General features: G+C 33.6%; 14 protein-coding genes. All 14 read left to right on the top strand.

The window, feature by feature from the left end; genetic code table 11:
• The first annotated feature begins 7 nt into the window (after window positions 1-7).
• A complete protein-coding gene (gene rnc / locus VZL98_05365) occupies window positions 8-721 on the top strand; it encodes a ribonuclease III (GenBank protein WVH64361.1) in 714 nt (237 codons plus the stop codon).
• Window positions 722-755: 34 nt separating this feature from the next.
• Entirely contained in the window at window positions 756-1,793 is a 1,038-nt protein-coding gene (locus VZL98_05370; GenBank protein ID WVH64539.1) for a radical SAM protein, read from the top strand.
• Window positions 1,780-5,319, top strand: coding sequence for a chromosome segregation protein SMC (smc, locus tag VZL98_05375; protein WVH64362.1), 3,540 nt, complete (start codon window positions 1,780-1,782; stop codon window positions 5,317-5,319). Before VZL98_05370 ends, smc begins: the two co-directional genes overlap by 14 nt.
• Window positions 5,320-5,328: 9 nt before the next feature.
• Window positions 5,329-6,339 (top strand): signal recognition particle-docking protein FtsY, encoded by a 1,011-nt coding sequence (ftsY, locus tag VZL98_05380; protein WVH64363.1) that lies wholly within the window; start codon window positions 5,329-5,331, stop codon window positions 6,337-6,339.
• Window positions 6,340-6,423: 84 nt separating this feature from the next.
• Window positions 6,424-6,780 carry a DNA-binding protein gene (locus VZL98_05385; GenBank protein ID WVH64364.1) on the top strand — a complete coding sequence of 119 codons (357 nt, stop codon included), beginning with the start codon at window positions 6,424-6,426 and terminating at the stop codon, window positions 6,778-6,780.
• Between the two features lie 15 nt (window positions 6,781-6,795).
• Window positions 6,796-8,139 (top strand): signal recognition particle protein, encoded by a 1,344-nt coding sequence (gene ffh / locus VZL98_05390; protein WVH64540.1) that lies wholly within the window; start codon window positions 6,796-6,798, stop codon window positions 8,137-8,139.
• Window positions 8,140-8,173: 34 nt separating this feature from the next.
• Window positions 8,174-8,482 (top strand): 30S ribosomal protein S16, encoded by a 309-nt coding sequence (gene rpsP, locus VZL98_05395; protein WVH64365.1) that lies wholly within the window; start codon window positions 8,174-8,176, stop codon window positions 8,480-8,482.
• A 26-nt stretch (window positions 8,483-8,508) separates the two neighbouring features.
• Window positions 8,509-8,739, top strand: coding sequence for a KH domain-containing protein (locus VZL98_05400; GenBank protein ID WVH64366.1), 231 nt, complete (start codon window positions 8,509-8,511; stop codon window positions 8,737-8,739).
• Window positions 8,739-9,242, top strand: coding sequence for a ribosome maturation factor RimM (gene rimM, locus VZL98_05405; protein ID WVH64367.1), 504 nt, complete (start codon window positions 8,739-8,741; stop codon window positions 9,240-9,242). The genes VZL98_05400 and rimM overlap by 1 nt, the downstream gene beginning before the upstream one ends.
• Entirely contained in the window at window positions 9,232-9,918 is a 687-nt protein-coding gene (trmD, locus tag VZL98_05410; protein ID WVH64368.1) for a tRNA (guanosine(37)-N1)-methyltransferase TrmD, read from the top strand. Before rimM ends, trmD begins: the two co-directional genes overlap by 11 nt.
• A gap of 157 nt (window positions 9,919-10,075) precedes the next feature.
• Window positions 10,076-10,852 (top strand): 30S ribosomal protein S2, encoded by a 777-nt coding sequence (gene rpsB, locus VZL98_05415; GenBank protein ID WVH64369.1) that lies wholly within the window; start codon window positions 10,076-10,078, stop codon window positions 10,850-10,852.
• A gap of 67 nt (window positions 10,853-10,919) precedes the next feature.
• On the top strand, window positions 10,920-11,588 hold the full coding sequence (gene tsf / locus VZL98_05420) for a translation elongation factor Ts (protein WVH64370.1): 669 nt from the start codon (window positions 10,920-10,922) through the stop codon (window positions 11,586-11,588).
• A gap of 85 nt (window positions 11,589-11,673) precedes the next feature.
• Window positions 11,674-12,381 (top strand): UMP kinase, encoded by a 708-nt coding sequence (gene pyrH / locus VZL98_05425; GenBank protein WVH64371.1) that lies wholly within the window; start codon window positions 11,674-11,676, stop codon window positions 12,379-12,381.
• 10 nt (window positions 12,382-12,391) lie between these two features.
• A complete protein-coding gene (frr, locus tag VZL98_05430; protein WVH64372.1) occupies window positions 12,392-12,949 on the top strand; it encodes a ribosome recycling factor in 558 nt (185 codons plus the stop codon).
• Window positions 12,950-12,995: the final 46 nt, after the last annotated feature.

The following is a 12,995-nucleotide window of genomic DNA, read 5'->3' on the forward strand; positions in this document are numbered from 1 at the left end:
GTACAAAATGAATGCGACAAGAATAAAACAACTTAAAGATTTTGAAAATAATATCGGTTATAAATTTAAGAATCTGGAAGTCCTAAATCTTGCTTTTACACATAGCTCGTTTTCCAATGAGCATAAAAACTTTTCCGATCATAATGAGAGACTGGAGTTTTTAGGAGATTCCGTTGCGAATTTAGTAGTGACCGATTTATTATTTCAGGAACTTGGCAGTGTACCTGAAGGAGTAATGACTAAAATAAGAGCGACTATCGTATGTGAAAGCTCATTTGCATGTGCTAGTAGAGAATTAGGGATCCCCAAGTATTTATTATTGGGTAAAGGGGAAGAACTTAGTGGTGGTAGAGACAGAGCCTCTCTATTAGCAGATGCATTTGAAGCTTTTTGCGGCGCCCTTTATTTGGATGCCGGTTTTATAGTGGTAAGAGAATTTCTCTTGTCAAGATATAAGGACAAAATCCTAAATGATATAAAAAACGATAGGGTTTCAACGGATTATAAAACTACATTGCAAGAATTTTACCATAAAAAGTATAGAGGAAAAGTTAAGTATCGATTAGTGAAAGAAGAAGGTCCTGATCATAATAAGGTTTTTCATGTGAATGTAGTCTCTAATGATAAGACCATTGGTAGTGGAATAGGTAAAAGTAAAAAAGAGTCCGAACACAATGCTGCAAAAGATGCATTGGTGAAACTGGGTTATTTAAATGACTAAGAAAAAATATATTATTCCTATTTTTATTCCTCACATGGGTTGTATGAACGACTGTATTTTTTGTAATCAAAGGAAAATTACAAAGATTAACAGTGCAGTAGAACCCGGCTTTATCAAGGAAGAAATAGAAAAATATCTGAAGTATTTTCCTGAAAATGCAACAGATATAGAGCTTGCGTTTTATGGAGGAAGCTTTACAGGTCTTGGAACCAATACAATGATTTCTTATCTGAGTGCAGTTAAACCATTAATAGAAAGAAAAATGATCAGTTCTATTCGATTGTCTACAAGACCTGATTATATAGATGAGTTTAGACTTGAAATATTAAAACAACATAATGTAGAAACAATCGAACTAGGTGTACAATCGATGGTGGACAGCGTACTTGAATTTAATAAAAGGGGTACCTCATCATCTGATGTAGTAAGAGCCGTTGATCTGATAAAAAGATATAAATTTAAATTAGGATTACAAATGATGACGGGGATGGCAGGTTCTTCAAAAGAAAATGATATTTATACTGCTGAGAAAATAATATCTTTAAATCCCGATTTTGTAAGAATTTATCCTACTATGGTAATAGAAAATACGGAACTTAAACATCTATATGATTCAGGTAAATATAAACCTATGGAGCTGGACGAACTCATTATCCACTTGAAGGATATAGTGTCACTTTTTGAGGAAAACAAGATTAATATTATCAGAATAGGTCTGCCTGAGGATGGAGATTTTGAGGATACTGATTTTATAGGACCTTCTCATCCATCTCTTAGACAGATTGTTTATGGTGATTTATTTCTCGATGCTATTAAAAAAGAGCTGGACAAGCTAGATATCAAAAATAAGTTAACCCTTTATTCAAATAATTCGGAATTATCTTATCTCGTCGGCTATGCTGCTAAGAATAAAAAATATTTAAAGAGTATTTTTACAAGCGAAATTAGTTTTAAAACGGATAATTTAAATGATGGTTGTTTTATACTAGAACAAGACGATAATATAATTAAAATTGATATGAGTAATTTTTATAAGAATAGAAACAAAGAGGTTGGAATTGAGACTAAATAAATTAGAAATACATGGATTTAAATCATTTGCAGATAAAACTGAATTAGTATTTGACAAGCAATTTTCTGTTATAGTTGGACCAAACGGAAGTGGAAAATCGAATATTTCTGATGCTATTAGATGGGTTCTTGGAGAACAAAGTGCAAAATCACTTAGAGGTTCTAAGATGGAGGATGTCATCTTTACCGGAACTGAGAATTCCAAACCTATGAATTATTCTAAAGTTTCAATCACTTTTGATAATGCCAAAGGGATGCTACCGGTGGATTATAAGGAAGTTGTAGTATCCAGGAAAGTTTTTAGGGATGGAGATTCGGAGTACACAATAAATAAAAATAACTGCCGGTTAAAGGATATCAGAGAGCTATTTATGGATACCGGAGTAGGTAAAGAGGGGTATTCAATAATTAGTCAAGGAAGAATAGATGAAATACTAAGCTCCAGACCTGAAGAAAGAAGACTAATATTTGACGAAGCTTCTGGAGTTGCCAAGTTAAAATACAATAAGGAAGAATCTGCAAAAAAGCTTAAGAAAACTTTAGAGAATTTAACTAGAATCAAAGATATAATAAATCAATTAAAGGATAGGACCAATTATCTCGAAAAAGAATCTCAGAAGGCTAAAGAAGGACTTAAGTATATCGGTGAGTTGGAAACACACCAGCTCAGCTATTATAAAAAGTACTTAAGGGATTCTGAAGGAGAGATGAAGTCTATAAAACATAAGTTTGAAGAATTGGGTGATTCAAAGGACATATTAACTAAAGATTTAGAGTCTATCAATGAGTCAATCAATCCTTTAAAGACATATATCGAATCGCTTGAAAGTGAGTTAAATAACAAAAATTCCGTATATGAAGAGATTACAAATAAGATAACTTACTTGGATGCGCAGTTGATAGTCCTGAAAGAAAAGATAGGATTAAAAACAAGAGAACTAAATAAAGCTGAACACGAGATCTCTTCAGAAAAGATGTCCATTGAAAAAATCAATAAAACAATTGATAATGAAGAGATTAAAATAAGTGAACTGAATTCAAAAATAAAATCGACTGAAGAATTGTACAATGAAAAACAGTTGCAACTCGAAGATGTCGATAATCGAATTATAGAAATAAAGAAAAATCAGCAAGAAATTGTTGAAAAAATTAGTAAATTTAATCAAGACTTATCTGAAATGCTATTGGCGAGAAATACCAATATCGGTTTATCAAAAAACTTTATACAGGATCTTGAAAAACTTAACAATGAGCTTAATGAATTAGAGATAAATAAAAAAGACATAGAGGAAAGTCTGCTAAATCGTGAAATTTCATTAAAAGAGCTGGTTAAAGAACGGGATTTAAGGCTTAAACAATTTGAAGATTTGAAAATCAAATATTTAGGTTTAGAAAAAAAGATTTCTGACCTGGTATTTAAAGAAACTAAAATTACAGCTCAAATTCAACAACAAAAATCAAATCTTGAAATTATCAAAAATATACATTTAAACTATGAAGGATTCAATAAATCGGTACAAAGACTTATTAAAGCCGGTCGTACTAATCCGGAAGTGAACAAGAGAATAATCGGTACCCTTGCTGAGCTCATCACTGTTAAGGATGAGTATCAAAAAGCAATTGAATTTGCACTGGGTCAATCACTTCAAAATATAGTTACAAATACCGGAGAGGATGCAAAATACTTAATATCCTTTCTGAAGTCTAATCGTCTAGGTAGAGTTACTTTTCTTCCTATAGATAGATTTGAGAAAAAGTCACGCAGCTTGCATGAACTCGATACCAAGGACTATTTAATAGTTGCATCGGATGCAGTTGAATGTAGTGATAAGATTAGAAATATCATAGAATACCACCTTAGCAGAACTCTCATAGTCAGAAATATGGATGAAGCATTAAAGGTATCATCTATTAATAAAAATAACCGTATTGTGACGCTTGAAGGAGATATTGTCAATACATGGGGTTCAATGATTGGGGGTTCGGTTTACAAAGGTACCGGTACTAGCCTTATTAATAGAAAGTCTGAAATGGAAGCGTTGTGCAAGAGCATTCTCGAATCTGAGGAAGACCTCATCTCAACTAAAAGGGAAATTAAAGAGATGACTGAAGAGCTTGATCATTTGAAATCAAATTTAAGCCAATTAGACAATGCTCTTAAAATGAGTGAAACTGATTTAGATAGACTTAATTCCGATATCAATGAGAAGTCCATAAAGTTTAATCTATGTTCAGATAGAATTGAAGATATAAGTCTTGAGATTAAAAATAAAAAGGAACGACAGGCCAATCTTTCTAAAGTCAGTGAGGATGAAATCAAGGATTTAGAGCTAACAATAAAAAAACTTAATTCTGAAAATGAGTCTATAGATAATGATAAACGTAAACTATACGATGCTAAAATGAATTTGGATGTCGAGTTATTACAGTTTAATAACGAAAAAGAACTGCTGAAAAGAGATAGATTAATCTCCGAAAATACTATTGAAGACAGTAAAGTAAATTTAGAGTACACTCTAAATTCAATTGAGAGAAATGAACAATTTGTAATTGATTGTGACTCTGAGATTAAAACTCTAGAGAAAAATCTAACTGATAATAGTCACACCATTTCTTTAAGTAAGACTGAATTGGAAACTATCGATACTGAAATTGAAAACCTTAAAGCTGAGCTAAAAGAGGAAAAAATAAAGTATGATGAAATAGTTGAAAATAGACTGAGTATAACATCGGAAATCTCAAAATTAGATCTCGATATTACAAGGATTCAATCTCAGTTAAATTCATTAAATGAAAGAATTCAAAATAGAAAAGAGTCACTTATTGAAGAGTATTCATTTTCGGAAGAAGAATTGGAATTCAGACTGGATTCGCTGGTTGAAGTAAAGACGAATCAGAATATGATTAAAAATCTAAAGAATAAGATTAGAGATATCGGACATTTCAGCTATGATTCAATAGAAGAATTTCAAATAGTAAGTAATGAATATGAATTTTACAAAACTCAAAAGGATGATCTATTGAGTTCAAAAGCCGATATAGAGGAAATTATACAAAAATTGGATTTGAAAATTATCGATACCTTTAATGAGAGTTTTTCAGATATCAACGAAAGATTTAATAATATATTTTCGATACTTTTCAAGGGTGGAAGAGCAAGGCTCGTATTAAATACCGGCGATGTTTTAAGTTCAGGAGTTGACATTGAAGTTGAACCTCCAGGAAAAAAACTACAGAACCTATCCTTATTATCGGGTGGTGAGAGAGCCTTAACTGCAGTTGCGTTATTATTTGCTATCTTTGAAACCAGACCGGCACCTTTTTGTATACTGGACGAAGTGGATGCTGCCCTAGACGAGTCAAATATTGCTAGGTATGTTAATTATCTTAAATCCTTTAAGGGAATACAGTTTATTATTATAACGCATAGAAAGCTTACCATGGAAATAGCAGATATATTGTATGGTGTAACCATGGAACAAGAAGGTATATCCAAAATGTTGACCTTATCATTAGAAAATGCTTAGGAGGAAGATATGTTTAAAGGTTTTTTTAATAGAAACAAAGATGAGCAAGAAGAAAAAATCGAAGTCGTAGATGATGGAGAAAAAGCCATGGAAGTAGAGGAGAAAAAGGGGTTTTTTTCCGGATTTCTTAAAGGCTTAACAAAAACCAGGGAGAATATTTCAAAAAAGATAGATAATATTCTGGCGGGATTCACCTCAATCGATGATGAATTGTATGAAATGCTAGAAGATACTTTGATTCTTTCCGATATCGGCGGACAAACTACTATGGAACTCATAGACAGACTAAAAGATGTGGTAAGGGAAAAGAGAATTACCGATCCGTCACTGATTAAAGGCGAGATGAATAATCTTTTAAAAGAGATTATGAATACCGGACAATTGGATAATACAATGAATATCGAGGATACTCCTCTGATTATTTTGGTAGTCGGAGTCAATGGAGTAGGTAAGACGACTACAATCGGTAAATTATCTAAGAAATATAAGGATTCCGGCAAAAAAATCTTAATAGCTGCTGCCGATACTTTTAGGGCTGCTGCTATAGATCAGTTAGGAGAGTGGGCAAATAGAGTTGGGGTTGAAATGATATCACATAGTGAAGGAGCTGACCCGGCTGCTGTTATCTTCGACGCAATCGCTGCGTCGAAATCCAGAAAATCAGATATTATAATTTGTGATACTGCAGGAAGATTGCATAATAAAAAGAATCTAATGAATGAATTAAACAAAATCCACAGAGTTATAGAAAGGGAGTATCCTGAGGCAAGATCCGAATCGCTATTGGTTTTAGACGCTACGACAGGTCAAAATGCCATGAATCAAGCAAAAGAATTCAATCAAGTTGCCGATATCTCAGGTGTGGTATTGACTAAAATGGACGGTACTGCTAAGGGTGGAGTAGTGGTAAGAATCCAAAACGAAATGAATATTCCAATAAAGTATATTGGTCTAGGAGAAGGAATTGAAGATTTAAGAGAGTTTAATGTCAATGATTTTGTAGATTCCATAATTTCTTAGTAAACAAAAAACTTGACAAATGTCTTATAAAGGATTAAGATATTAAGGTCAAGTTTTTTAGTTGACCACTGAGAGGTGTGTATTATGGACGATAGAATGCAAGTAGTATTATTGCTGGACTATTATGGGAAATTACTTAGTGATAAACAATATAATGCGATGGTATCTTACTATTACGAAGACTTATCACTTATAGAAATAGCAAATAATCAGGATATTACCAAACAAGCAGTTTCCGATCTAATTAAACGCTCTGAGAAGAGATTGTATGAGATAGAGAAAGAACTGGGAATGGTTAAGAAAAATTCTGAAATTAGAAATAAATTGAGAGTTTTAAATACGCATTTGAGCGATATAATCGACTTAAATGAGGGTGAAGAGTTCACCGATACTCTTTCTGTTATTTCTGATTCACTAAATGAAGTTATAGGAACAATATAATTACGGGAGGTGTATATTATGTTTGAAAGTTTAGCTGAAAAGTTACAAGATATTTTTAGTGGACTTAAAGGAAAGGGCAAACTTTCAGAAAAAGATGTTGAACTTGCTCTTAGAGAGATAAGAATGGCTTTGCTCGAAGCAGATGTCAACTATAAAGTTGTAAAAGACTTTGTAAAATCTATCAAAGAAAGAGCTATAGGAAACGAAGTAATGGAAAGCTTAACTCCCGGCCAGATGGTAATTAAAATAGTTAATGATGAGTTGACTAATTTAATGGGTGAAAAGGAAGTTAAATTAAATATTTCTTCATCTCCGCCAACTGTGATATTATTATGTGGGCTACAAGGTGCCGGTAAAACAACTCATGCGGGTAAGCTGGCATTACATTTAAAGAAACAAAACAAAAGACCGCTACTCGTAGCTTGTGACGTTTATCGTCCGGCTGCTATTAAACAATTAGAGGTCGTAGGTAGTCAAGTTGGAGTGCCTGTATTTTCAATGGGAGATAAGATAAATCCTGTTGATATTGCAAAGGCGGGATTGGCTGAAGCTAAAAAACAATCAAACGATGTAGTTATTATAGATACAGCCGGAAGACTTCATATCGATAACGAGCTAATGGACGAGTTATTAGGTATTAAAGAGGCTACAAATCCCGATGATATATTGTTGGTTGTAGATGCAATGACCGGGCAAGATGCGGTTAATCTAGCTGAAACCTTTAATAATCAATTGGAGATTTCAGGTGTTATATTGACCAAGCTTGATGGTGATGCCCGAGGTGGAGCTGCTCTATCAATTAGACAGGTAACATCAAAGCCGATAAAGTTTATCGGTGTAGGTGAAAAACTAGATAATATTGAACCTTTTTATCCTGACAGGATGGCTTCGAGGATTCTAGGTATGGGCGATGTATTGACCTTGATTGAAAAAGCTCAATCGGCAATCGATGAAAAAAACGCCAAAGAACTTGAAGAAAAAATCAGATCACAGAGCTATTCTTTAAATGATTATCTACAGCAATTAGACCAGATGAGAAATATGGGGCCTCTTGAAGATATATTGGCTATGGTACCCGGTTTTAATTCAAAACAGTTAAAGGGTTTAAATATTGATGAGAAAGATCTCAAGAGAATAGAAGCTATGATTCAGTCCATGACAATGGAAGAACGTGAAAAGCCTGAAATCATCGATAATAGTAGAAAAAAACGAATTGCCGACGGTTCAGGAGTAACTACAGTAGATTTGAATCGTTTCTTAAGACAGTTCAAAGAGACAAAAAAAATGATGAAAAGATTTACCAGTATGGAAAAATCCATGAAAAAGCGAGGTAAATTCAATTTACCTTTCTTTAAATAAATAAAATTAATTTTAGTATTTAGGAGGAAAGAACATGGCAGTAAAAATTAGATTAAAAAGAATGGGTGCTAAAAAAAGACCTTTTTATAGATTCGTTGTTGCGGATTCTAGAGCACCAAGAGATGGAAGATTTATTGAGGAAATTGGATACTACAATCCACTAACTGAACCTAAAACAGTAAAAGTAGATGCAGAGAGAGTAAATTACTGGATTTCTGTAGGTGCTAAACCAACCGATACAGTTAACAGATTATTCAAAAACAATGGCGTATACGAAGCTAAAAAAGAGGAAGTAGTAGAAGAAGTAAAAGAAGAAACTAAAGAAGAAATAGTAGAGGAATAATATTGCTATTCATTCAGGAGGCATAAATGAAAGATTTAATATTGAATATAGCTAAACAATTAGTTGACAATCCTGAAAATGTTATAGTAGACGAAAGTAGAGAAGGAAATATTCTAACAATTAGGATTAATGTTGATCCATCCGATATGGGAAAGATTATTGGGAAACAAGGCAGAATTGCCAAGGCGATCAGAACCGTAGCAAAAGCTGCCGGAACTAAAGAAAATCTACAAGTAAATATAGACATAGTAGACTAATGGATTATATAAAAGTAGGACAAATTATTGGGACTTTCGGGATAAGAGGTGAGATTAAACTCTTCCCGATCACTTCCGATATTAATAGATTCGATAGACCTGTTGAATATTATATCGGAATAGACGGTCCGACTGTGACAGTTGGAAAGTACAGACAAGACAAGAATATACTGATTATTAAGTTCAATGAATTTGATAATATAAACCTTGTGGAACAATACAAAGGAGAATATCTCTATATTTCCTCTGATGATTTAATGGAACTAGAGGAAGATCAGTACTATCATCATGATATCTTAGGACTTAAAGTCTATGAGAATACTGAGCATATAGGAGAGATTATAGATATTATTGAGAATCCAAGTAATGACATCTATGTAGTTAAAACTACCGAAGGCAGGGAGTTTTATTTGCCTGCGGTTAAACAGTTTATCAAAAAAGTAGATTTAACCAATAGATGCATGGAAGTTAAATTGATTCAAGGTATGAAAGATGAGATTTGATATTATTACAGTTTTCCCATCTTTTTTTGAGTGCTTAAATGAATATGGCGTCATAGGCAAGGCAATTAAGGATTCAAAAATTGAAATTAATGCAGTTAATTTACGAGACTATTCTAATAATAAACATAAAAAAGTGGATGATGAAATCTACGGAGGTGGGCCTGGGATGTTAATGACACCCGAGCCCATATATAATGCCATTCAAGATCTTAAGATGGACAATTCCAAAGTGGTATTTTTGTCGCCACAGGGAAAATTACTGAATCAGCAGATGGTGGAAGAGTTTTCGGAAAGTGACCATTTGATATTACTATGTGGACATTATGAAGGTGTAGACCAAAGAATCATAGACAATTTTATAGACTATGAGGTTTCTATCGGAGATTATGTTTTGACAGGTGGTGAAATACCTGCTATGGCATTTATCGATGCCGTGTCAAGATTTATACCTGATGTGCTTGGCAATGAAGAGAGTGCAATATCTGATTCATTATATGACGGTTTGCTAAAATATTCGGTTTACACTAGACCAAGCGAGTTTATGGGGCATAAAGTCCCTGAAGTACTACTAAGTGGAAATCATAAGTTAATAGAAGAATGGCGTAGGGAAAGCTCCTTAAAAAATACTGAAAACAAAAGACCTGATCTATATAAGAAGTATAGTAAAGGTGAATAATTATTTCGCTTCAATTTGTAATTTTTTATTTGAAGTTGGAAAATGAATATGGTATAATAGCAAAGGTGAATACACACATCTCTTGATGGATTTGAGGTTGCCGAAAGGTTTCAATGAAGTGTGATGGAGATGGAGGAAAAAAACGCGGAGGTGCAAAATGTCAGTAATCACAATGAAAAGCTTATTAGAAGCAGGTGTTCATTTCGGACACCAAACTAGAAGATGGAATCCTAAAATGGCTAAGTTCATCTTCACTGAGAGAAATGGTATTTATATCATCGATCTTCAAAAAACAGTAAAGAAAATGGAAGAAGCTTATGCAGTAGCTAAAGAAGTAGCTGAAAATGGTGGTACAGTTCTTTTTGTAGGAACCAAGAAACAAGCTCAAGAAGCTATTGAAAATGAAGCAAAAAGAAGTGGTCAACACTTCGTAAGCCAAAGATGGTTAGGTGGAATGTTAACTAACTACAACACTATCAAAAAAAGAATTGATAGACTTCATGAACTTGAAAAGATGGAAGAAGATGGAGTATTTGATTTACTTCCTAAGAAAGAGGTTATGGCTCTTGTTCACGAGAGGGATAGACTTGAGAAATTCTTAGGTGGAATTAAAGAAATGAAAAAACTTCCTGACCTAATGTTCGTTGTAGATCCGAAAAAAGAGAAGATTGCAGTTAATGAAGCTAGAATCTTAGGAATCCCTGTAATCAGTATAGTAGATACAAACTGTGACCCTGATGAAGTTGATTATCCAATTCCTGGAAATGACGATGCAATCAGAGCAGTAAAACTTCTAACAGGTACAATTGCCAATGCGATAATTGAAGGTAATCAAGGTGAGCAATTTGACGATTACGATAAACCTGAAGCTGATGAAGTTGAAGATATAGAAGAAATTGAAGAAGTAGAAGAAGATACTGAAGACGAAGAATAAAAATGAAAGGGTAAGGGTTTAAAGAGTTTTTCTTTACTCTTACCTTTAATTATATAGGAGGAAAAAAATGGCATATACAGCAGCAGATGTTAAAGAGTTAAGAGCTAAAACAGGAGCAGGAATGATGGATTGTAAAAATGCTCTTGTTGAAACAGATGGTGATATTGATAAAGCAGTTGCACTTTTAAGAGAAAAAGGACTTGCAGGTGCTGAAAAGAAAGCCGGAAGAATTGCTTCTGAAGGTATAGTTGATTCTTATATCCACGGTGGAAGAATTGGTGTTTTAATTGAAGTAAACACTGAAACTGACTTTGTTGCAAAAAACGAAGACTTCAAGAGATTTGTAAAGGATATGGCAATGCAAGTTGCAGCATCAAATCCAAAATACGTTTCTAGAGAGGAAATACCGGAAAGTGTTGTAGCTAATGAAAGACAAGTACTTGTTAATCAAGCTATGAATGAATCTGCAGAGAAAAACATCCCTGAAGATAAAGCTAAGATGATTGCAGAGAAAAAAGTTGAAGGAAGAATGGAGAAATTCTTCGAAGATGTATGTATACTAGACCAACCATTCATTAAAGATCCGAGTAGAAAAGTTGGAGAAATCCTTACTGAATTAATAAGTGTGATTGGCGAAAACATCAAGATTAGAAGATTTATGAGATACGAAGTTGGCGAAGGATTAGAAAAGAGAGAAGAAAACTTTGCAGAAGAAGTTGCAAAACAAATAGGATAATAATTAAATTGGAGAACACTGGTTGTTCTCCATTGTCTTAATGTGATAAAATAATACTCAAGGGATGTACTCTAGGAGGATATACATGAATGGAAGTTATAAAAGAGTAATTCTTAAATTAAGTGGAGAAGCTCTTTCGGGTGGCAAAGGTCATGGTTTAGATGACAAAACTATAAACAATATCTGTTCTAAAATAGTTGAAATTAGCAAAAGGGATGTTCAAATAGCAATAGTTGTAGGTGGGGGGAATTACTGGAGAGGTAAATCCAGTACCATGATAGATAGATCTACATCTGACAATATGGGAATGCTTGGTACCGTAATCAATGCTCTTAGATTGCAAGCTTCACTTGAAGAAATGGGTGTAGAAACTCGTGTGCAAACTGCTATTGCTATGCAACAGGTAGCTGAACCTTATATAAGACGTAGAGCTTTAAGACATCTAGAAAAAGGAAGAATAGTTATTTTTGGAGCAGGATCCGGACTACCATACTTTTCTACTGATACCACAGCGGCATTAAGGGCTGCTGAGATTGATGCAGATGTTATACTCATTGGTAAACAAGGTGTAGATGGTGTATACGATGATGATCCGAATATTAATCCAGATGCTAAAAAATTCGATGAATTGACATATATTGACATACTTAATTTAGGATTGGGTATAATGGATTCTACAGCAACATCTCTTTGTATGGATAATAATATACCTCTTCAAGTTTTCGGTATAGATGATCCACAAAATTTAATCAGAATTTTTGATGGTGAAAAAATAGGAACAATTATTCGTTAGGAGGAATCACATGTATAAGCCGGTTATTACTGAATTAGAACAAAGAGCAAAAAAGACTATCTCAGCATTGAAAGAAGAGTTAACTCAAATAAGAGCTGGAAGAGCTAACCCTGCATTAGTTGAAAAGATAACGGTAGATTATTATGGAGTGCCGACACCATTACAACAAGTTGCTTCCATTTCAGCTCCGGAAGCCAGATTACTTGTAATCCAACCATGGGATGTAAATATTATTAAAGAAATCGAAAAGGAGATTCAAAAATCTGACCTAGGTATTACTCCGTCAAATGATGGAAAACTAATTAGATTACCTTTCCCTGTACTTACTGAGGAGAGAAGAAAAGATTTAACTAAGGTCGCCAAAAAGATTTCTGAAGATTCCAAAGTTGGATTGAGAAATTTAAGAAGAGATGCAATGGATCAGATTAAAAAAATGGAAAAAGAGAATTCTCTTCCTGAAGACGACAGAAAAGTTGCCGAGAATGAGGTTCAAGAAGTAATTGACTCATATAATAAGCAAATTGATGAAATCCTAAAAGCTAAAGAAGATGAATTAATGGAGTTTTAATTAAGTTCTCGAAGTTGGGTTAAAATCCAACTTCGAGATTATTTAA

This window comes from Peptoniphilaceae bacterium AMB_02 (assembly GCA_036321625.1).
GTDB lineage: Bacteria > Bacillota > Clostridia > Tissierellales > Peptoniphilaceae > Microaceticoccus > Microaceticoccus formicicus.